15 protein-coding genes and 1 tRNA gene are annotated in these 20,840 nt (G+C 62.2%); 14 read left to right on the top strand and 2 right to left on the bottom strand.

The features are described from left to right. The first annotated feature begins 64 nt into the window (after positions 1 to 64). A tRNA-Gly gene (locus B5F22_RS09460) sits at positions 65 to 140 on the top strand. 273 nt (positions 141 to 413) lie between these two features. Here the strand turns inward: B5F22_RS09460 and B5F22_RS09455 are convergent. Continuing rightward, on the bottom strand, positions 414 to 1,676 hold the full coding sequence (locus tag B5F22_RS09455) for a competence/damage-inducible protein A (protein WP_087392372.1): 1,263 nt from the start codon (positions 1,674 to 1,676) through the stop codon (positions 414 to 416). Between the two features lie 407 nt (positions 1,677 to 2,083). Here B5F22_RS09455 and aroF point away from each other — a divergent pair, with 407 nt between their 5' ends. From aroF to B5F22_RS09410, 9 genes are all read left to right on the top strand, one after another. After that, complete coding sequence (gene aroF, locus B5F22_RS09450; protein WP_087233778.1) at positions 2,084 to 3,106, top strand: 3-deoxy-7-phosphoheptulonate synthase; 1,023 nt, start codon at positions 2,084 to 2,086, stop codon at positions 3,104 to 3,106. Positions 3,107 to 3,132: 26 nt separating this feature from the next. Then, positions 3,133 to 3,465, top strand: a complete 333-nt coding sequence (locus tag B5F22_RS09445; protein ID WP_087372020.1) for a DUF6054 family protein — start codon at positions 3,133 to 3,135, stop codon at positions 3,463 to 3,465. Positions 3,466 to 3,480: 15 nt separating this feature from the next. Beyond that, positions 3,481 to 4,542 carry a 3-dehydroquinate synthase gene (gene aroB, locus B5F22_RS09440; RefSeq protein ID WP_087392371.1) on the top strand — a complete coding sequence of 354 codons (1,062 nt, stop codon included), beginning with the start codon at positions 3,481 to 3,483 and terminating at the stop codon, positions 4,540 to 4,542. Between the two features lie 12 nt (positions 4,543 to 4,554). Then, a complete protein-coding gene (locus B5F22_RS09435) occupies positions 4,555 to 5,781 on the top strand; it encodes a 3-phosphoshikimate 1-carboxyvinyltransferase (protein ID WP_087392370.1) in 1,227 nt (408 codons plus the stop codon). Next, positions 5,778 to 6,824, top strand: coding sequence for a chorismate synthase (gene aroC / locus B5F22_RS09430; RefSeq protein ID WP_087233790.1), 1,047 nt, complete (start codon positions 5,778 to 5,780; stop codon positions 6,822 to 6,824). Before B5F22_RS09435 ends, aroC begins: the two co-directional genes overlap by 4 nt. Positions 6,825 to 6,925: 101 nt before the next feature. Beyond that, positions 6,926 to 8,089 (top strand): bifunctional chorismate mutase/prephenate dehydratase, encoded by a 1,164-nt coding sequence (locus B5F22_RS09425; RefSeq protein WP_087392369.1) that lies wholly within the window; start codon positions 6,926 to 6,928, stop codon positions 8,087 to 8,089. Next, positions 8,086 to 9,024 carry a type II 3-dehydroquinate dehydratase gene (locus B5F22_RS12845; protein WP_087392368.1) on the top strand — a complete coding sequence of 313 codons (939 nt, stop codon included), beginning with the start codon at positions 8,086 to 8,088 and terminating at the stop codon, positions 9,022 to 9,024. Before B5F22_RS09425 ends, B5F22_RS12845 begins: the two co-directional genes overlap by 4 nt. 2 nt (positions 9,025 to 9,026) lie before the next feature. After that, positions 9,027 to 9,857, top strand: coding sequence for a shikimate dehydrogenase (locus B5F22_RS09415; protein WP_087392367.1), 831 nt, complete (start codon positions 9,027 to 9,029; stop codon positions 9,855 to 9,857). 314 nt (positions 9,858 to 10,171) lie between these two features. Then, positions 10,172 to 14,956 (top strand): beta-N-acetylglucosaminidase domain-containing protein, encoded by a 4,785-nt coding sequence (locus tag B5F22_RS09410; RefSeq protein ID WP_158096679.1) that lies wholly within the window; start codon positions 10,172 to 10,174, stop codon positions 14,954 to 14,956. Positions 14,957 to 15,236: 280 nt separating this feature from the next. Here B5F22_RS09410 and B5F22_RS09405 read toward each other — a convergent pair whose 3' ends face one another. Next, on the bottom strand, positions 15,237 to 15,431 hold the full coding sequence (locus B5F22_RS09405) for a hypothetical protein (RefSeq protein WP_087372045.1): 195 nt from the start codon (positions 15,429 to 15,431) through the stop codon (positions 15,237 to 15,239). A gap of 294 nt (positions 15,432 to 15,725) precedes the next feature. Here B5F22_RS09405 and B5F22_RS09400 point away from each other — a divergent pair, with 294 nt between their 5' ends. The 4 genes from B5F22_RS09400 to B5F22_RS09385 all read left to right on the top strand — a co-directional run. Further along, positions 15,726 to 16,076 (top strand): Asp23/Gls24 family envelope stress response protein, encoded by a 351-nt coding sequence (locus B5F22_RS09400; RefSeq protein WP_087234398.1) that lies wholly within the window; start codon positions 15,726 to 15,728, stop codon positions 16,074 to 16,076. Between the two features lie 34 nt (positions 16,077 to 16,110). Further along, complete coding sequence (locus B5F22_RS09395; protein ID WP_087392365.1) at positions 16,111 to 17,754, top strand: DAK2 domain-containing protein; 1,644 nt, start codon at positions 16,111 to 16,113, stop codon at positions 17,752 to 17,754. A 411-nt stretch (positions 17,755 to 18,165) separates the two neighbouring features. After that, positions 18,166 to 19,287 carry a peptide chain release factor 2 gene (gene prfB, locus B5F22_RS09390; RefSeq protein WP_087392364.1) on the top strand — a complete coding sequence of 374 codons (1,122 nt, stop codon included), beginning with the start codon at positions 18,166 to 18,168 and terminating at the stop codon, positions 19,285 to 19,287. 166 nt (positions 19,288 to 19,453) lie between these two features. Continuing rightward, on the top strand, positions 19,454 to 20,840 hold a 1,387-nt coding region (locus B5F22_RS09385; protein ID WP_242955101.1), incomplete at its 3' end, for a CAP domain-containing protein.

Raw genomic sequence — 20,840 nt, 5'->3', positions numbered from 1 at the left:
CACACTTTTTTCATTTCCCCCCTTGACAAATTCTCTTCCCTCTGGTATCATCTCCTTTGTCATTGCGAGTGTAGCTCATCTGGTAGAGCGCCACCTTGCCAAGGTGGAGGTAGCGAGTTCGAGCCTCGTCACTCGCTCCAAAAAAGAAGGCCTGACCTCTGGTCAGACCTTCTTTTTTGGTATCCGTGAGTTTTTTCTATGCTCGCCGGAAGTCAATTCCGGCTGCGCCAAGGTTTTCGCCCCAGTCGAAAACACTTGTACGGCGCACCCGCGCCGCCCCGCCTTGCGGGGCCCCATGGAGATGTACCTATCCGGGTATATCTTCATTTTTTCTTATTTCGCAAAATGCCCGGCGCCGGGCCTTTTCCATTCCAATCCGTGCCGCTACGCGGCACACCACAATTCTTCATTATTCATTCTTCATTATTCATTTTTAGGCAGTATTTCCGCACCAAATCCAGGGCATGATTGGCCGCCAGGGTCCGCACCCGGTCCCGGCGCTGGGCAGCGCCACCCAGGTGCAGCTCCACCGCCTCACAGCCCTCGGGTGTGGCCAGCGCCACATACACCAGCCCCACCGGGTTGCCCCGGTCGTCGCTGTCCGGGCCCGCCACTCCGGTGGTGGACACCGCCAGGTCACAGCCCAGCACCTTCCGGGCCCCCTGGGCCATCTGTCGGGCCACCTCGGCGCACACCGCCCCCTGGGCGTCCAGCACCTCCTGGGACACCCCCAGCACGTTTGTCTTCACCTGGTTGGTGTAGCTCACCACGCTGCCCTGGAGCACCGCCGAGGCCCCGGGCACGTCGGTGACCCGCTTGGCAATGAGGCCCCCGGTGCAGCTCTCGGCAGTACCCAGGGTCAGGCCCTGTTTGGCCAGCATGGGCACCACCACTTCCTCCAGGGAAGTCACATTCGCCCCGTAGACCTGGTCCCCCAGGATGTCCCGGACCTCTTGCTCCACCGGGGTGATCATCTCTTTGGCTTCCTCCACGCTCCCCGCCTTGGCGGTGATGCGCAGCTCCACCTCTCCCTCCTTGGCGTAGGGGGCCAGGGTGGGATTTGTCAGGGTGTTCATCTTGTCCCGGAGCAGCTGCTCCACCCCCGACTCCCCCAGGCCAAAAATGCGCAGGGTGCGGGAGTGAATGACCCCCTGGGTGAGCTGGGCCAGATACGGGGTCACCTCCTCCCGGAACATGGGCAGACACTCCCGGGGCGGGCCGGGGAGCATCACCACATGCACGCCATCCACGCAGAAGGCACAGCCCGGGGCGGTGCCCCAGCGGTTTTCCAGCACCGTGCACCCCTTTGGCAGATAGGCCTGCTGGAGGTTGTTGGCTGTCATGGTGCGCCCGGACTTGGCAAAGTAGTCCCGGATGCTCTGCTCACACTCGGGGTGGAACTCCAGTGGGAGTCCAAAGGCCCCCGCCACCACCTTTTTGGTCAAGTCGTCGCAGGTGGGCCCCAGCCCCCCGGTGGTGATGAGGATGTCTGCCCGGCCCTTGGCAATCTCCACCGCCTGGGTCAGGCGGGCGGGGTTGTCCCCCACCACCGTGTGGTGGTAGACGTTGAGGCCCAGCCCAGATAAGAGCTGGCTTAAATCCCGGGCGTTGGTATTTAAAATGTTGCCCAGCAGCAGCTCGGTGCCCACTGCCAGCAATTCTACGCGATGTTCCATGTTGGTGCTCCCTCCTGTGGTCTTTGCTGCTATCCTATTCCTGGTTCCACCCCCTTGTCAATGCCCTGCATCTTTCTCACTTTAGCGCACCAGAAAAAAAGGCTTGCATTTTCTGGCTGTGTGGTCTATAATGGCCTCACTTGAATGAAACGAGGTTTACAGCAATGGCCCGTCTGTCTGCCCACAACTTCATGGCTTATTATGGCTTTACTCGATTTACCGGGTACGGCAAATTTGTCGTGGAGCAATGTGGCATATGAGTGAGGCGTTTGGCACCCACACCCGTGGGGGCAACTGCTGACATACCGGAATGGGACGCTCATTGACGCATTGGCAGTCAATGGGCGTTTTTGCATACCGGGGACCTCTTCCCAGCCGCTGAGACAAGTAGAAAGGATGAACAACGTATGGTTATCGTGATGAAGCCCTCTGCCACACAAGATACCATCCAGGCTCTGGCCCACCAGCTGGAGACAGACCACCCGGAAGTGCGGGTGAGCATCACCAAGGGCGTGGGCTGCTCCATTCTGGGCCTGGTGGGAGACACCTCCCAAATTGACCAGGACAAACTCACCATCCACCAGGACGTGGACCGGGTGATGCGGGTCCAGGAGCCATACAAGAAGGCCAACCGGAAGTTCCACCCCGAGGACAGCGCCGTGCGCATTGGCAACGCCGTCATCGGAGGCGGTGGATTCACCGTCATCGCCGGGCCCTGCTCGGTGGAGAGCCGGGAGCAGATCATTGACGTGGCCCAGTCGGTGAAGGCCTCCGGGGCCTCCCTGCTGCGGGGCGGCGCTTTCAAGCCCCGCACCTCCCCCTACGCCTTCCAGGGCATGGGCACTCCCGGCCTGGATTTGCTGCTGGAAGCCAAGGCAGAGACCGGGCTTCCCATCGTCACCGAGCTGATGAGCCCCAAATACTGCGAGCTCTTCGAGGAAAAGGTGGACATGGTGCAGATTGGCGCCCGGAACATGCAGAACTTCGACCTGCTCAAAGAGGTGGGCAAGATGTCCAAGCCCATTTTGCTCAAGCGAGGCCTGGCCAACACCTATGAGGAGTGGATCATGTCGGCGGAGTACATCATGGCCGCCGGCAATGAAAACGTGATTTTGTGCGAGCGAGGGGTGCGCACCTTCGAGACCTTCACCCGCAACACCCTGGACCTGTCCGCCATTCCCGCCATCCGCCGCATGAGCCACCTGCCCATCGTGGTGGACCCCTCCCACGCCGCCGGGATGTACTGGATGGTGGAGCCCCTGGCCATGGCCGCCGCCGCTGTGGGGGCCGACGGTTTGATGATCGAGGTGCACAACAACCCCGCCTGTGCCAAGTGCGACGGCCAGCAGTCCCTGACCCCCGAGAAGTTCCGCCGCCTCATGGACAAGGTGGTGCCCCTGGTGGAGCTGATGGGCAAAACCCTCACCTAACATAAAACAAGAGAGGAGTATGAACTATGGCCATGCTAGAGCGCACCCTCACAGGAAACTTTGACCAAGTCCTCCGCACCTTGGACCAAGCCATCTTAAACGGCAGCATGTCCGCCTCCTACGAGGACGGCACGGTGTACACTATGGGCGACGTCCGCTGCGCCGTGCGTATGTACGAGCGGTACAGCTACACCGGCGGCAACCGGGTGGCCCTGTGTATGACCCTCACGGGACAGGGCGACCAGCTGCGCCTGACCGCCATCACCGCCGGCGGCAGTCAGGCCATGTTCTTCAAGCTCAACACCTGGGGCGAGGAGGCCTTTTTGGACACTCTGGCCCAGGCCATCGACAAACTCTGAGAGGAGAGATCCCCCATGCGAACCCTCACAGTCCCCCTCCCCGGACGGGAGTATGACATTCTCATAAGGCCCGGCCTGCTCCCCCAGGCCGGGGGCTACATCTGCTCGGTGGTCCCCCAGGCCCGGAAGGTGGCCCTGGTCACCGACTCCCACGTGGCCCCGCTGTACGGCGAGACGGTGGCCCACAGCCTGGCCCGGGCCGGGTTCCAGGTGGAGACCTTTGTGGTCCCCGCCGGGGAGCAGAGCAAGTGCTCCAAGCAGCTGGCCCGTCTGTGGAGCAGCTTCGCCCAGTTCGGCCTCACCCGCACCGACTGCGTGGTGGCCCTGGGGGGCGGCGTGGTGGGGGACCTGGCGGGCTTTGCCGCCGCCACCATCCTGCGGGGGGTGGCCCTCATCCAGATTCCCACCACCCTCCTGGCCCAGGTGGACTCCTCGGTGGGGGGCAAGGTGGCCATCGACCTGCCTGAGGGGAAGAACCTGGCGGGGACCTTCTACCAGCCCCGGCTGGTGCTCATGGACCCGGAGGTGCTGGGCACCCTCCCCCACGAGACCTTTGCCGACGGCATGGCCGAGGTCATCAAGTACGGCTGCATCGCCGACCAGGGCTTTTTGGAGTTTCTGAGCCAGAACCCCTCCCGCTCCGCCATCATGGCCCACATCGACCAGGTACTGTACACCTGCTGCCGCATCAAGGCGGAGGTGGTGGCAGAGGACGAGCTGGACACCGGGCGGCGGATGATTCTCAACTTCGGCCACACCCTGGGCCACGCCTATGAGCTGGCAGGCCACTACACCACCTACACCCACGGCCAGGCCGTGGCCGCCGGGATGGTGCGGGCCGCCCAACTGGGCACCGCCCTGGGTCTCACCCCCGCCCATCTGGCCCCGGACATCGCCCAACTGGTGGAGGCCTTCGGTCTGCCCACCGCCATTCCCTGTTCCCAGGCGGACTACGCCGCCGCCATCGGCCTGGACAAGAAGGGGGCGGGTTCCTCCCTCTCCCTCATCCTCCTGGACCGACCCGGCCACGCCCTGGCCTACCCCATTTTGAAACAGCAGCTGCTGGAGATGCTGTAACGAGGTATTGCTATGAACGTCACCATCACCCCCACCAAGCTTCACGGCCCCGTCACGCCACCGCCCTCCAAAAGCCAGGCCCACCGGCTCATCATCGCCGCCGCCCTGGCCTCTGGGGAGAGCGTGCTCACCCACGTGGCCCCATCCCAGGACATTCTGGCCACCATCCGGTGTATGGAGGCCCTGGGTGCCTCCTTCACCTGGTCCGAATCCACCCTGACGGTGCAGGGCCTCACCATGAACCGCCCCACCCCTTCCCTTCCCCGCCTGGACTGCGGGGAGTCCGGCTCCACCCTGCGCTTTCTCATCCCCATCGCCCTGGCGGTGGCGGGCGGCGGAGTCTTCACCGGACAGGGGCGGCTGATGGAGCGGCCCCAAAAGCCCTACTTTGATCTCTTCGATGCCAAAGGCATCTCCTACACCCTGGAAGACGGGGTGCTCACCGTGCAGGGCCAGCTCCCCGCCGGGGACTACCCCCTGCCGGGCAACGTGTCCAGCCAGTTCGTCACCGGGCTGCTGTACGCCCTGCCTTTGGTGGAGGGCACCTCCACCATCACCCTCACCTCCCCCCTGGAGTCGGAGGACTACGTGGCCATGACCCGGCAGGCCCTTCACCAGGCGGGCATTACCTTGGACGGATACACCGTCCCCGGTTCCCAGCACTACGCCCCCATTCAGGGCAGCGTGGAGGCGGACTGGTCCCAGGCGGGCTTTTTCTACGCCGGGCTGGGGCTGGGCAATGACCTGGACATCCAGGGTCTGGACCCCCACTCCCCCCAGGGAGACCGGCGCATCGTCTCCTTCTATGAGCAGCTCACCGGGGCGGGACAGACCGTCACTTTGGACGTGAGCCAGTGCCCCGACCTGGTGCCCCCCCTGGCGGCCCTGGCCGCTGGCCTGGAGGGGAAAACCACCCACATTGTGGGGGCGGCCCGGCTGCGCATCAAGGAGAGCGACCGCCTGGCCACCACCTCCCAGGTCCTCAATGAACTGGGCGCCCAGGTGGAGGAGCTCTCCCAGGGGCTCACCATTCGAGGCGTGGCCCAGTTCGCCGGAGGCGTCACCGTCCCCTGCCACAACGACCACCGCATCGCCATGATGGCCGCCATGGCCGCCACCCGGTGTGAGGCCCCCATCACCCTCACGGGTGCTCAGTGCGTGGCCAAATCCTTCCCCGACTTCTGGGAAGTCTATGAGAAGCTGGGTGGAACCATTGTAAAAAGCGAGGAAATCCTATGAACTATACCATTTTCGGCGAATCCCACGGCCCCGCCATTGGCGTCACCCTCACCGGGGTGCCCGCCGGGCTGGAGCTGGACTGGGCCGCCATCGAGAAAGACATGGCCCGCCGGGCCCCCGGCAAGTCCCCCCTGGCCACCGCCCGCAAGGAGGCCGACCAGGTGCAAGTGCTCTCCGGGGTGTTTGAGGGCAAGACCACCGGGTCCCCCCTGTGCGCCATGATCGCCAACACCGACACCCGCTCGGCGGATTACAGCAAAACCCGTGACCTGGCCCGGCCCGGCCACGCCGACTACCCCGCCCACGTCCGCTACCAGGGCTTCAACGACTACCGGGGCGGCGGCCACTTCTCCGGGCGGCTCACCGCTCCCCTGGTGTTTGCCGGGGCCATCGCCAAGCAGATTCTGGCCCAGCGGGGTATCACCGTGGGGGCCCACATCAGCTCCATCTACGGGGTCAACGACGAGGCCCTGGAGGACTGGGACACCCTGAAAGGGGTGGCGGACAAGGACTTCCCGGTGCTCAACGATGAGAAGGGCCAGGAGATGCAGGAGGCCATTTTGGAGGCCAAGGAGGAGCAGGATTCCGTGGGCGGCTCCATCGAGTGCGGGGTGTTCGGACTCCCCGCCGGATACGGCTCCCCTGACTTCGGGGAGAACGCCGAGGGCATCTTCTCCCAGTACCTGTTTGCGGTTCCCGCTGTCAAGGCGGTGGCCTTCGGCGCTGGCACCGCCTTCTCCCTCATGCGGGGCTCCGAGGCCAACGACCCCCTGTACGTGGACGAACATGGAAACGTGGGGGCGGAGCAGAACTGCGCCGGGGGCATCAACGGCGGCATCACCAACGGCATGCCCCTGGTGTTCGAGGTGACCATGCGCCCCACCCCCTCCATTGCCCGCACCCAATTTACCATTGATATGAACCGCATGGAACATGCGGAGCTGGAGCTCCAGGGGCGGCACGACCCCTGTGTGGTCCCCCGGGCGGTCCCCGTCATTGAGGCCGCCGCAGCCCTGGCCGCCTGCCAGCTGCTGGGAATATAATTTCCGGCCGTTCAGGCCGGAAAAACGAAGAATTAAGAATGAATAATGAAGAATTGTGGTGTGCCGCATAGCGGCACGGAGTTTCATTGGAGGCCATTCCCATGGATGAATTGCAGCAGTATAGAGAGGAAATCGACCGCATTGACCGACAGATGGTAGAGCTATTCCGCCAGCGCATGGCGGTGACCGGACAGGTGGGCCAGTACAAGCTGGAGCGGGGCATCCCGGTGCTGGACGCTCAGAGAGAGCGCCAGGTGCTCCAGGACAAGGCCCGTCTGGTGGAGGGGGACCTGCGCCCCGGTGTCACCACCCTCTTTCAGACCATGATGTCCATCTCCCGCCGCCAACAGCGGGACCTGACAAGAGAACGGGCAGATAACCCCGGCGTTCCCCGGTTTGTCCAGGCCCTGTCCCAGATGCGGGAGCCCATCCAGAACCCCCGGGTGGTGTTCCAGGGCGAGCCTGGAGCGTACAGTGAGCAGGCCTGTGTCAACTTCTTTGGGGAAGGGGTCCAGGCCACCGGGCTGCCCCAATTTGAGGACACCTTTCTGGCCCTGAAAGAGGGCCGGGCGGACTACGCGGTGCTCCCCATTGAGAACAGCTCCACGGGCGCCATCCGCCAAATCTACGATCTGCTGTCGGAATACGATTTCTTCCTGGTGGGGGAAACCACAGTGAAGGTGGACCACTGCCTCATGGCCCTGCCTGGGGCCACCCTGGACACCATCACCCACGTGTACTCCCACGAACAGGGCCTGCTGCAAAGCGCCAAATTCCTAAGCCAACACCCCAACTGGCGGCCCATGACCCAGTCGGACACCGCCGGGTCGGCCAAGATGGTGGCCGAGAGCGGCGACCTGACAAAAGCCGCCCTGTGCTCGGCCCGGGCCGCCCAGATCTACGGGCTGAACATCCTGGTCTGTCCCACCAACGACAACCCCCACAACACCACCCGCTTTGTGGTGGTCTCTCCCCAGGTGGAGCTGCGGGAGGGCGCTGACAAGATCAGCACCGTCTTTCTCCTCCCCCATGAGGCGGGCTCCCTCCACGAGATTCTCACCATCTTCGCCGTCCACGGCCTGAACATGGTGAAGCTGGAATCCCGCCCCCTGCCCCAGCACAGCTGGGAGTACATGTTCTTCTTGGAGTTCACCGGGAACCTGAACACCCCGGAGATCGCCGATGTGCTCCATGAGCTGTCCCAAACCACCGGAGACTTCCGGGTACTTGGCAACTTCGTGTCGAATTTGGAGGAAGAAGCATGAAGAATATTATCCTCATTGGTATGATGGGCTGTGGAAAAACCACCGCCGGACATATGTTGGCCCAGCAGCTGGGCCGCCCCTTCGTGGACTGCGACGAGCTGATGGAGGGGACCACCGGGCGCACCATCTCCCAGATCTTCGCCCAGGACGGCGAGCGGGGCTTCCGCTCCCTGGAAAGCCAGGTGCTGGAGCAGCTGAGCAGCCAGGAGGGTTTGGTCATCGCCACCGGCGGCGGGGCGGTGCTGTCCCGGAAAAACGTCATCTCCCTGCGCCGCAACGGCATTCTGGTGTTCCTGGACCGCCCCATCGACGAGATCTGCGCCAGCCTGGACACCGAGGGCCGCCCCCTGGCCCAGGAGGGACACCACGCCTTTGTGGAGCGCCACCACCACCGTCTGCCCCTGTACCTGTCCGCCGCCGACGTGATCATCCAGAACTTTTCCACACCGGAGGCCACCGTTGCGGAAATTCTGGAGAAGATCTCCGAGGTGGGCAAGAAGTTTCTCATCATCAACGGCCCCAACCTGAACCTGTTGGGCAAGGGGGATGTGGAGCTGTACGGCCGGGAAAACCACGAAAATTACGCCTCTCTGTGCACCATGATCGAGGAGTACGCCAAGGTACATAACTCCACCGCCACCTGCTATCAGTCCAACCACGAGGGGGACATTGTGGACCAGATTCAGGCCGCCGACGGCGTCTATGACGCCATCATCATCAATCCCGGCGCCTACGCCCACTACTCCTACGCCATTCTCGATGCCCTGCTGGCGGTGAACACCCCCGCCTTCGAGGTGCTCATCGGCAACATCCACGCCCGGGAGCCCTTCCGCTCGGTGTCCGTCACCGCCTCGGGGTGTGTGGGCCAGATCTACGGCCTGGGCCTCCAGGGCTACCTGCGGGCCATGGACTTCTTCCTCAAAGGGGGACAATAACCATGCTGCAAGTCATCGGTGATCCCATCTTCCACTCCAAATCCCCGGTCATCCAGACCACCATGCTGGACTATCTGGGTCTGGACATCCCCTACACCCCCCAGCTGGTGAAAAAGGGGGAGGTGGCCCAGTACCTGGCCCAGGCTGAGGTCCAGGGCATCACCGGCTTCAACGCCACCATGCCCCACAAGGAGGACCTGGTGCCCCTGATGGACCAGCTGGGGGAGGAAGTGGAGCTATACGGGGCGGTGAACACCGTCTGCCGCCGGGACGGAACGTGGATCGGCCACAACACCGATGGGGACGGCTGTCTGGAGTCCCTGGTGCATGTGGGCATGTGGCCCGCCCGGCAGGTGGTACTGCTGGGGGCGGGGGGCGCTGCCCGGGCGGTGGCCCTGCGCCTGGCCCAGACCAAGGCCGAGCGCATCTGGGTGTGCAACCGCACCCTGCCCAAGGCCCACCAGCTGTGCCAGCTGGATTCCTCCGGCACCCTCATCCCCGTGGGCTTCGACCCCAGCACCCTCTCCGAGGTGTGCTCCCAGTCCCAGCTGGTCATCAACTGCACCAACCTGGGCATGGACGACTGCCCCCACCAGTTTGAGGACTTCTCCTTCCTGGATGCCCTTCCCCGTGACGCCGGGGTGATGGACCTCATCTACTACCCCGCCTGCACCGAATTGCTGCGTCAGGCCCAGACCCGGGGTCTCAAGACCTGCAACGGGCTGCCCATGCTCATCTATCAGGCCATTTTCGCCCTGGAATACTTCCTGGACCGGCCTCTGCCCCGGTATGAACTGGCCCAAGTGGTATTCGCCAAGCTGGGCCTGGTATAGACAGAATGGACAATATAATTCATACAGTTTCATGAGATATAACAATCCTTCTTTTGTTTACTTTTTCCATCTCCAGTGGTATACTGGTAGCAAGTGAACAACAAGAAGGATTGTTACCGTATGGGCAAAACCAGATGAACCGAAAGGGGGCGTATCTCTGTGATATGGGCCCCTTTGGTGTCGTCTGGTCTTTTTCGTCGGTACCTCTTCCGTGGGAGTTCCCCACGGCGTCCATCTTGTCCCATCAGGAGGTGATACATCCCCCAAATTGTCCCGTACATCTTCACTTCAGGAGAATAGGAGGAACATCAACCATGCGCAAGATTACCAAGAAAGTCGGCGCTCTGGTCACCGTGTGTGCCATGTGTCTGTCCACGGTCAGCTATGCCGCTGCCCTGCCTCAGACCCAGGCCGACGAGATCACCAACTCCGCTGCCACCCTCGCCAATGAGGCGACCAGCCCCAACCTGGCCCTCAAGGCCACTGCCGCCTCGTCTGCCAACGAGACCAGCAACTTCACCCAGGAGAAGGCCAACGACGGCAACATGGACACCCGCTGGTCCAGCGGCTCTGTGGAGAACAATCCCCAGTGGCTGCGCCTGGACTTCGGCGAGCCCACCACCTTCAACTGCGTCCGTCTGTTCTGGGAGAAGTCCGGCGGCAAGGCCTACAAGGTCCAGGTCTCCGACGACGGCAACGAGTGGACCGACGTAGCCAACGTCACCGACGGCCAGCCCGAGGAGACCCGCACCCTCACCTTTGATGAGGTCACGGCCCGATATGTCCGGGTGTATGTCACCGAGAACTTCCCTGACATCTGGACCTGCGTGTCCATTTACGAGATGGAAGTGTACAACAACACCTGGGAGTTTGTCTTTAACCAGGCCAAGACCCAGCTGGAGAACGCCCAGAAGTGGAACGCTCTGAGCCGGGACGTGTCCCTGGTGGAGAGCACCGACTACGGCGCCTCCGTCACCTGGAAGAGCGACTCTCCCTACCTCACTGTGGAGTACGGCATGCTGAAGGTGACCCTGCCTGAGACCACCACCCAGGCCACCCTCACCGCCACGGTCTCCTACCTGGGCAACAGCGCCGACGTGGAGATTCCCGTGACCATTCTGTCCCAGACCGATCTGGACAACACCTATGACCTCAACCCCACCCCCCAGAAGCTGGAGATGCAGTACAGCCTCATCGACTTTGACAACGTCAAGGTCTACTATGAGTCCGGCATCACCGACGTCACCCGTGGCCGGGTGCAGGAGATCATGGACAAGCAGGGCGTGTCCTACACCGTCACCGAGAACTATGAGGAGAGCACCCTGGCGTTAGGGTTGCACGGCTCCACTGAGAACGTGGACGCCAACACCACCGGCTACTCCGACGACCTGTTTGTGGCCAGCGAGACCAAGTATGACGCCCACTTTGTGGACATCAACTCCAATGGCCGCGTGACCATCCTGGGCGAGGACGACGACGCCGTGTACTACGGCCTGGCCACCCTGGACGACGCCATGGAGACCGTGGCCGGTCAGCAGCTGACCTGCGCCACCATCGAGGACTATGCCAACATGCAGTACCGCGGCATCGTCGAGGGCTTCTACGGCAAGGTGTACTCTGTGGAGGACATTCTCTCCCTGTTCGAGTACATGGAAGACAACAAGATGAACACCTTCGTCTACGGCCCCAAGGGCGACCCCTATCACCTGGGCAACTGGCGGGATGAGTATCCCACCGAGATCACCGACGAGCAGCGCTTCTACGGCATGATGACCCAGGACGACATGCGCACCATCACCGCCGCTGCCGCCGAGAACAACATCTCCTTTGCCTGGTCCATCCACCCCGCCATGCAAAACGGCATCAACTTCACCAACCGTGACAGCGTGGAGCAGGGCATTGACGACATCATGGAGAAGTTCTCCCACATGTACGATCTGGGCGTGCGCCAGTTCGGCGTGTTTGTGGACGACATCGACACCGGTGTGGCTCTGCGTGGCTCTGAGAACCAGGCCTACATGATGGCCGAGCTCCAGCGCCGCCTGGAGGACAAGTACAACGGCTCCGAGGATCCCGCCGACCACGTGGCCGGCACCTACTACGTGCCCAGCTTCTACGCCCTGGGCTTCGGGTCCTCCTCTCAGCTGGAGACCAACCTGGGCGCCTTCCGTGAGGCCAACCAGGGCAACAACGTCATCATGATGATGACCGGCTCCGGCGTGTGGTCCCCCATCCGCAACTCCGACCTGCTGAAGATCCAGCAGTACACCGGCAAGAAGCCCGTCATGTGGTGGAACTACCCCGTCAACGACAACATTGACGACCAGATGCTCATGAACCGTCTGGACTCCGTGTACGCCACCGACCTGGATGTCACCGCCTGCCTGGGCGTGCTCTCCAACCCCATGAACCAGCCCGAGGCCAGCAAGGTGGCCCTGTACGGCGTGTCCGACTACACCTGGAACACCGCCAACTTCGATGTCCAGAGCAACTGGGAGGAGTCCTTCGCCTCCTACACCGACGACCCCGCCATGCAGGAGGCCCTGCGTGTGTTTGCCAGCCACGCCGCCAAGAACCAGGACCACACCAACATCAACTCCATCTTCAACGCCTACAAGTCGGACAGCTCCAACTATCCGGCCGTGCTGGAGGAGATGCAGAAGATCGTGGATTCCTGCCAGCTCATCCTCACCCTCAAGGACAGCGATGATGACAAGCTGGTGAACCTGGAAGAGGAGATTCGCCCCTGGGTGTACCGCCTCAATGACATGGGCCAGATCATCATCGACTGCATCCAGGCCATGTATGGCGAGGAGAGCCAGCGCTTCGATCACCTGATGAACGCCATCTACCTCTCCAACGGCATTGACACCCTGGAGAAGTACAAGGTGGAGAGCCTGGAGGGCCAGGGCACCAGCCAGACCATCAGCAACTATGTCACCAGCCCCGGCAACCTCTATATCCTGCCCTTCGCCCGCTACATCATGACCCAGGCCGGCGGCTCCTTCTTCACTGACGCCTCCGACCCCTTCGTCTACACCGACACCAACACGGAGGGCTGGGCCATGGCCAAGTCCGGCAACACCTTCACCGTCACCGACGGCGAGACCGTGACCCTGGCCTCCGGCTCCTATGTCCAGTTCGACCTGGCCCAGCTGGTGGCTCTGTCCTCCGTGTCCGGCCTGGACGACCTGAACGTCCAGATCTCCCTGGACGGCAAGACCTGGACTGGCTTTGCCGCCGGCACTCAGGCCCGCTATGTGCGTGTGATGAACAACACCGCTGAGGAGATTTCCGTGGACCTGACCCAGGTGTCCATCGCCGCTCAGGTGGTGTCCATCGCCTCCGTCACCTCCAGCGCCCAGATCTATGAGCCCAACAACTACCCCACCAGCAACATCAACGACTACAACACCACCACCTTCGTCTGGCTCAACAGCCAGGCCAAGGGCACCCACCTCACCGTCACCTACAACACCGTGACCAGCATTGACCGCATTGAGTTCACCACCACCACCGATGGTGACGCTATGAAGGGCAAGCTGAACCTGGAGTATCAGGACGCCGAAGGCAACTGGGTGTCCGTGGGCACGGTGAGCAGCGACGACTTTGTGGGCGGCGCCATCGCCGTCAACTTCGACCCCGTCCAGGCCAAGGCCATTCGGGCTACCGTTGTCGAGGTTGGCTCCACCAACTGGATGAAGGTCGCCGAGTTCCACGGCGTGTCCACCCAGGCCAAGGCCGTGGCCACCGTCAACGGTTTGGGCGAGGCCAAGCTCTATGACCGCGACGTGATGAGCTTCGTCCAGGCCACCGGCGAGGGCGAAGTGGTGTACCACGTCTACGAGAGCACCAAGGCCAACGACCTGGTGCTGTACAACGCCCTGGGCACCTGGGACGGCGTGAGCGTGTACGCCGTCACCGCCGATGGCGAGACCCTGCTGGAGCATGATGCCGACCTGAGCAACACCGGTGCCCGTGTCTACCACGCCAACCAGCTCAAGGGCGTCACCGCCTTCCGCATCGCCTACACCGACGGCATCTACCTCAACGAGATCGAGATCAAGGGCGACCGCTTCGTGGCTCTGAACACCTACGGCGTGCAGCCTCAGGTGGACGAGGCCAAGGCCGCTGCCGCTGAGCCCGGCTACACCGCCGAGTCCATCGCCGCCCTCAACGACGCCATCGCCGCTGTGGAGGCCATTCTGGCTGACAACACCCTGGGTGAGCCTGTGACCCAGGAGGCCCTGAACACCGCCGTGGAGGCCATGAACGCCGCTGTGGAGGCCCGTGTGCCCGATCAGCCCGGCCAGGAGGCCAACAAGGCTCTGCTCCAGGCCACCTACGACTACGCTGTGACCCTGGACACCACCGGCGTGGTGGACTCCGCCGTGGCCATCTTCCAGAAGGCCCTGGACGAGGCCAAGACCGTGCTGGACGACCCCAACGCCACCCAGGAGCAGGTGAACACCGCTTGGGACAACCTGCTCACTGGCATCTGGTCCCTGGGCCTGAAGCAGGGCGACAAGGACATTCTGGAAGTGCTCATCGCCAAGGCTGAGACCATGGTCGCCAACCAGAGCAAGTACGTGCAGGACCACTGGCAGGAGCTGCTGGACGCTCTGAACGCCGGCCAGAAGGTCATGGACGACGGCGACGCCCTCCAGGGCGACGTGGAGACCGCTGTGGAAGACCTGATGAACGCCATCCTGGCCCAGCGCTACAAGGCGGACAAGTCCATCCTGGAAGACCTCATCGGCAAGGCTGAGGGCATCGACCTGACCGGCTACACCGCCGAGTCCGTGGCCGTGTTCCGCTCCGCTCTGGCCACCGCTCAGTCCGTGCTGGCTGACGAGACCCTCTCTGAGGACGACCAGGCTACCGTGAACGCCGCTGTGGCCGCTCTGTCCGCTGCTATGGACGGCCTCACCGCCGGTGGCGCTCCCGAGACCACCGACAAGCCCCAGACCACCCAGAAGCCAGAGAACGTGCCTCAGACTGGCGACTCCGCTCAGCTGATGGTGTACGTGGCTGCTCTGGCTGGCTCTGTGAGCCTGCTCACCGGCGCCGCCTATGTGACCCGCAAGCGCCGCAGCTAATGCAAAAAAGCTCCGGGGGGAAGCAAATTGCTTCCCCCCGGTCTTTTTTGCAAATGAAGAGTGAATAGTGAATAATGAAAAATGCAGGTCCTGAAAGCTTTTTTCGCTTCCTGGACCTACATAGGCTTTCGGTAGTGACCATTATAGGGCTTGTCCCTCATAAAATCCGTGCCGCTGTTGCGGCACACCACAATTCTTCATTCTTCATTCTTCATTTATCATTATTCATTGCCAAAAAAGCGGGCCGCTGATGGTTCAGCGGCCCGCTCCTTGTCGACTCTTACAGGTCGATATCCTCGTAATCGTCGTACTCGGAGGAACAGAAGCAGCAGTTGGCCTTCTTCTCCTCCACCTTGTCGGCAATGGCGTAGAATGTGTCCACGATCTTGTCCCAGTATGCCATCACCACGCATACCACGGCGCTCACGGCCATAGCCACGGCGGCTGCCTTCAAGATAAAGCGGATGACTTTCATGTTCAGTCCCTCCCTTGTGTGTTTCGGTACGTCATAGTTTACACGATTTGCGTGCAAAAAACAATGGGATTTGAAAAAAATTCACAATTCCCTTTCCCCCCTCTCCGGCCCCACAGGCCTCCTTCCACAAATTGCACCAGAAACCGGGAATTTCTCTTGAAATTTTCCATCCTTTCCCCCGCCTATGTGGGAAAACTCCCCTTGTTTTTTCCTCCAAAATGGAATACAATGTATTGACTAAAGCTTTGTCTTGACCACACATTTCCCACTCTTACCATAGAAAGGAAGGGTTCCATGAAGATACAAACTGAAATCGGCCGCATCCGCATTGCCAGCGAAGTGTTCAGCAACATCACCGGCGCTGTGGCTACCAGCTGCTACGGCGTGAAAGGGATGGCCTTCCGCTCCAAGACCGACGGCCTGGTTCATCTGCTCCGCCGGGAGTCCATGTCCAAAGGCGTGAAGCTGGTCTATCACGAGGACGATTCCGTGTCCATTGAGCTGCACATCATCGTGGACAACGGGGTCAATCTGGTGGCCGTGAGCCGCTCCATCCAAAGTGAAGTCAAGTACAACGTCAACCGCCTCACCGGCGTGGAAGTGCGCAGCGTCTCCGTGTGCGTAGACTCCATGGTCATCGGCTAAGGCCAGCGCTGATAGAAAGGAATTTGCTAACATTATGATCGACATCATTGACGGCGCATTGTTTCAGCGCATGGTGGTGCACGCTGCTGCCTCCATCAACGCCCAGAAACAGAGCATCAACGAGCTCAACGTCTTCCCTGTGCCCGACGGCGACACCGGCACCAACATGTCCCTGACCATTGGCACCGCCGCCGCTGAGGCCAAGAAAAAGCCCGCCACCACCGTGGCCCAGGCTGCCGCCACCAATGCCTCCGCCCTGCTGCGGGGCGCCCGTGGCAACTCCGGCGTCATCCTCTCCCTGCTCTTCCGCGGCGTGTCCAAGGCCCTGAAGGACCACGACACCGCCGACGGTGTGGCCCTGGCCGCCGCCCTCCACGAGGGCGTGTCCGCCGCCTACAAGGCCGTCATGAAGCCTGCCGAGGGCACCATCCTCACCGTCTCCCGCCTGGCTGCCAAGGCTGCCGCCGAGGCCGCCCAGGAGCAGAACAGCGCCGAGCACGTGCTGGAGGCTGCCATCGCCCACGGCCAGGAGGCCCTGGCTGAGACCATCAACCAGAACCCCGTGCTGAAAAAGGCCGGAGTCGTAGACGCCGGTGGTAAGGGCTTCCTCATCATCCTCCAGGGTATGCTGGACGAGATGCGGGGTATTCCCGCTCCCCAGGGCGGCGAGGACGACGCCCCCAAGGCCAAGGACAAGGCGGATTTCGCCACCTTTGAGACCGGAGACATCACCTTCGGCTACTGCACCGAGTTCATCTGCTCCCGGGACAACACCAAGGACCCCCAGCTGCTGCGCTCCTTTCTCAATGGCATGGGCGACAGCCTGGTGCTGGTGGACGACGACGAGATCATCAAGGTCCACGTCCACACCAACCACCCCGGCCGCGTGCTGGAAGAGGCCCTGACCTACGGCGCTCTGCTCACCGTGAAGATTGAGAACATGCGGGAGCAGCACACCGAGATTCTGGAAGAGGCCAAGGAGACCCAGGAGGAAGCGCCCGGTATCGTCCCCGCCGAGAAGAAGTACGGCGTGGTGGCCGTGTGCGCCGGCGGCGGCCTGGCCTCCGTGTTCCGGGACCTGGGCGTAGACGGCATCATCTCCGGCGGCCAGACCATGAACCCCTCCACCGAGGACATTCTGCGGGAAATCGCCCGCACCCCCGCCGAGACCGTGTTCGTGCTGCCCAACAACAAGAACATCATCATGGCCGCCCAGCAGTGCGTGGGCCTCATTGAGGGCCGGGAAGTGGTGGTCATCCCCACCCGCACCGTGCCCCAGGGCATTTCCACCCTGCTGGTGATGGACCCCGAGGGTCCCGTGCAGGACAACGTGGACGCCATGACCGAGGCCATGAGCCACGTGCACACCAGCGAGGTGACCTACGCCGCCCGCAACTCCGACTTTGACGGCTTCGCCATCCAGGAGGGCGACTACATGGCCCTCAGCGACGGCCAGCTGTTCGGCACCGCCAAGTCCATGGAGGAGCTGCTGGAGAACCTGGCCCAGGCCGAGACCCAGCAAACGGCAGAGTTCATCAACATCTTCTACGGCGAGGATGTGGACGAGGAGTCCGCCGGCAAGGCCCTGGCCCTGTTCCAGCGCCTGTGCCCCAACGCTGAGATCACCCTGCTCAGCGGCGGCCAGCCCGTGTACTACTATATGATTTCCGCGGAATAACGGCCAAAACACTCCAACCCGGCGGTGCAGCTGACGCTGCGCCGCCGGGTTTTTCTTTTTTCCTGCAAAAAATGATTCTCCATATTTCACGCAACTTTTCACCCCCAAGCGCATATACTACATGGTATACGGGGGAGTGTGGCGGGAATTTGTCCGCCCCTCCTCCACAGACATTGACAGAAACGGAGCGATGGACCATGTTGTTGCAAACCACACCCCCGAAATCCGACACCCCCGCCCAGGACGTGGACGACCTGATCTTTATGGGCCAGGCCGGGCCAATTGTCAGCCAGCGCTGAGGGTGAAAAATCATCTTTTTGACGGGAATCTCCCCCCTTTACAACCCAGGGGCCTTTCTATATAATATATGAGATATATTATGGCCATGGGCCGGTTAAAGGATGAACGAGAATGCTGCAATTTGACGAATACAAGGTAAAACTCAACAACCTCAAGCCCGAGCTGGAAGAGCTGGGGCAGGCCCTGGACCTGGAGGCCGCTGAGCGGGAGCTGGATATGCTCCAGGCGGAGTCCGCCTCCGATGGGTTCTGGGACAACGTGGAGAAGGCCCGGAAGATCCAGCAGCGCATCAGCCAGCTGGAGGGCAAGATCAACGCCCAGGCCAAGCGTCTGTCCACCTGGGACGACCTGATGGTCATGTGTGAGATGGGCAACGAGGAGGAGGACGAATCCCTGGTGCCCGAGGTGGAAGAGGGCTTCGAGGGCCTCATCCGCAACATGGAGGAGGCCCGGCTGGCCACCCTCCTGTCCGGCGAGTACGACCCCTCCCCCGCCATCGTCTCCCTCCAGGCCGGCGCCGGCGGCACCGAGGCCCAGGACTGGGCCCAGATGCTCTACCGCATGTACACCCGCTGGGCCGAGCGCCACGGCTTTACCTACTCCATTCTGGACTACCAGGACGGCGACGAGGCGGGCATCAAGTCCGCCACCATCCGCATTGACGGCGAGAACGCCTACGGCTACCTGAAAAGCGAGCACGGCGTGCACCGCCTGGTGCGCGTCTCCCCCTTTGACGCCAACGCCCGCCGTCAGACCTCCTTCGCCGCCGTGGAGGTCACCCCCGAGATCGACGACAGCGTGGAAGTGGAGATCCGCCCCGAGGACATTGAGATGCAGGTCTACCGCGCCTCCGGTGCCGGCGGCCAGCACGTCAACAAGACCTCCTCCGCCGTGCGACTGATCCACAAGCCCTCCGGCCTGGTGGTGGCCTGCCAGACCGAGCGAAGCCAGCTGCAAAACCGGGAGACCTGTATGAAGATGCTGCGCTCCAAGCTCATCCAGATCAAGGAGCAGGAGCACCTGGACAAGATCTCCGACATCAAGGGCGTGCAGCTGAAGATCGAGTGGGGCAGCCAGATTCGTTCCTACGTGTTCATGCCCTACCAGCTGGTGAAGGACAACCGCACCGCCTACGAGACCTCCAACATCAATGCAGTGATGGACGGCGACCTGGACGGCTTCATCAACGCCTACCTCACCGCCTCCGCCACCGGCAACTGGGCCACAAAATAATTCCCACACACATCGCCTGTCCCGGGTGCTCCTCGCCTCCGGGACAGGCGATTTCTTCCCTCTAGGCCAGGGGAACTTCTTTGTAAATATTGTCTGATATGGTTGACTATTCCTGACATGAGGACTACAATAGTACCACAATGATACGATTAGGAGGGTATCAACCATGAAAAAGCTGATTCGCCGATGTCTTGCTCTGGCGCTGAGCGCTGTGTTTGTGCTCACCTGCGCCGCCCCCGTCTCTGCCGCCGGCACCGACATCGACATCCAATTGGATGTCACCTATTCCCAGACCGACGCCCGGGATATGCTGACACTGATCAATGACTTCCGTGCCAGCGACGATGCCTGGTACTGGAACCAGGACAATTCCGCCAAAACCGATGTATCCGGCCAGCTCCAGGACTTCGTCTACGACTACAACCTGGAGAAAATAGCCATGCAGCGGGCCGCGGAAATCGTGGTGGCGTATGGTCACATCCGCCCGGACGGTACTAGCTGGTATTCCGCATTCCGGGAGTTTGGCGTCTATTACCACAGCGCATCGGAGAACATTGCCATTGGCTACACCTCCGCCCAAGCTGTCTTTGAGGGCTGGCGGGAGGACAACGAGGACTATTCCGGCCAGGGTCACCGCCGCAATATGCTCTCCCAGGACATGACCTCCATCGGCATTGCCCATGTGGTATACGGCGGGGTGCATTTCTGGGTTCAGGAGTTTGGCACCCTGGCAAACCCCAACACCACGGAGACCACCCCCGCCACCGCTGCCACCGTGGACATCCGGGTGGCGTCTGACTCCATCCGCAGCGTCACTCTGGGCGCCGTCTCCCCCCTGTCTCTGACGGCTGGAGAGCAGGCAGACCTGCCCGCCGTGTCCGCCACGCTGACGACCAACAGCACCTGGGACCACACCCCTGAAATCCATGTGACGCTGGAGCCCAACTGGACCGTGACTACAGGCAGCGATGTGGTGAAGGTGGAGGGCGACAAGCTCACCGCCCTGGGGGCGGGCAGCGCCACCCTCTCCGCCACCGTGGCGGGCCAGACCGTCACCTGCTCGGTCACCGTCACCCAGGCCCCCTGTCAGCACCAGTGGGATGACGGTGTAGTCACCACTGAGCCCACCTGCACCCAGGATGGCGTGCGCACCTACACCTGCCAGCTGTGTGGAGAGACCAGGACCGAAGGGATCCCCGCCACCGGGCACACCGTTGTCATCGATCCTGCCGTTGCCCCCACCTGCACCCACACCGGCCTCACGGAAGGCAGTCACTGCTCCGTGTGCAACACGGTGATCGTGGCCCAGACTGAGGTACCTATGCTGCCCCACGACTATGTGGCCTCTGTCACCACGGAGCCCACTTGCACCGTGGATGGTGTGCGCACCTATACCTGTTCCATGTGCGGCGACAGCTATACCGAAGCCATCCCCGCCACTGGCCACACCTTTGGCCCCTGGACCACCGTCACCTCTCCCACCTGCACCCAGAGCGGCAGTGAGCAGCGCTCCTGCTCCGTCTGCGGCTATACCGAGACCCGGGGCGTCGATC

Origin of the sequence: Pseudoflavonifractor sp. An187, from assembly GCF_002160275.1 — a bacterium.
Taxonomy (GTDB): Bacteria; Bacillota; Clostridia; order Oscillospirales; family Oscillospiraceae; genus Enterenecus; species Enterenecus faecium.
Note: the sequence above shows the minus strand (reverse complement) of the source record. Positions and strands in the feature narration are given on the sequence as shown.

What these genes read in the sequence shown, in the direction of transcription:
- B5F22_RS09400 (WP_087234398.1), top strand. Translation starts at nt 15,726, where the DNA reads ATGAAGATACAAACTGAAATCGGCCGCATCCGCATTGCCAGCGAAGTG.
- B5F22_RS09395 (WP_087392365.1), top strand. Translation starts at nt 16,111, where the DNA reads ATGATCGACATCATTGACGGCGCATTGTTTCAGCGCATGGTGGTGCAC.
- B5F22_RS09415 (WP_087392367.1), top strand. Translation starts at nt 9,027, where the DNA reads ATGCTGCAAGTCATCGGTGATCCCATCTTCCACTCCAAATCCCCGGTC.
- prfB (WP_087392364.1), top strand. Translation starts at nt 18,166, where the DNA reads ATGCTGCAATTTGACGAATACAAGGTAAAACTCAACAACCTCAAGCCC.
- B5F22_RS09410 (WP_158096679.1), top strand. Translation starts at nt 10,172, where the DNA reads ATGCGCAAGATTACCAAGAAAGTCGGCGCTCTGGTCACCGTGTGTGCC.
- B5F22_RS09435 (WP_087392370.1), top strand. Translation starts at nt 4,555, where the DNA reads ATGAACGTCACCATCACCCCCACCAAGCTTCACGGCCCCGTCACGCCA.
- B5F22_RS09445 (WP_087372020.1), top strand. Translation starts at nt 3,133, where the DNA reads ATGGCCATGCTAGAGCGCACCCTCACAGGAAACTTTGACCAAGTCCTC.
- B5F22_RS12845 (WP_087392368.1), top strand. Translation starts at nt 8,086, where the DNA reads ATGAAGAATATTATCCTCATTGGTATGATGGGCTGTGGAAAAACCACC.
- aroB (WP_087392371.1), top strand. Translation starts at nt 3,481, where the DNA reads ATGCGAACCCTCACAGTCCCCCTCCCCGGACGGGAGTATGACATTCTC.
- aroF (WP_087233778.1), top strand. Translation starts at nt 2,084, where the DNA reads ATGGTTATCGTGATGAAGCCCTCTGCCACACAAGATACCATCCAGGCT.
- B5F22_RS09455 (WP_087392372.1), bottom strand. Translation starts at nt 1,676, where the DNA reads ATGGAACATCGCGTAGAATTGCTGGCAGTGGGCACCGAGCTGCTGCTG.
- aroC (WP_087233790.1), top strand. Translation starts at nt 5,778, where the DNA reads ATGAACTATACCATTTTCGGCGAATCCCACGGCCCCGCCATTGGCGTC.
- B5F22_RS09405 (WP_087372045.1), bottom strand. Translation starts at nt 15,431, where the DNA reads ATGAAAGTCATCCGCTTTATCTTGAAGGCAGCCGCCGTGGCTATGGCC.
- B5F22_RS09425 (WP_087392369.1), top strand. Translation starts at nt 6,926, where the DNA reads ATGGATGAATTGCAGCAGTATAGAGAGGAAATCGACCGCATTGACCGA.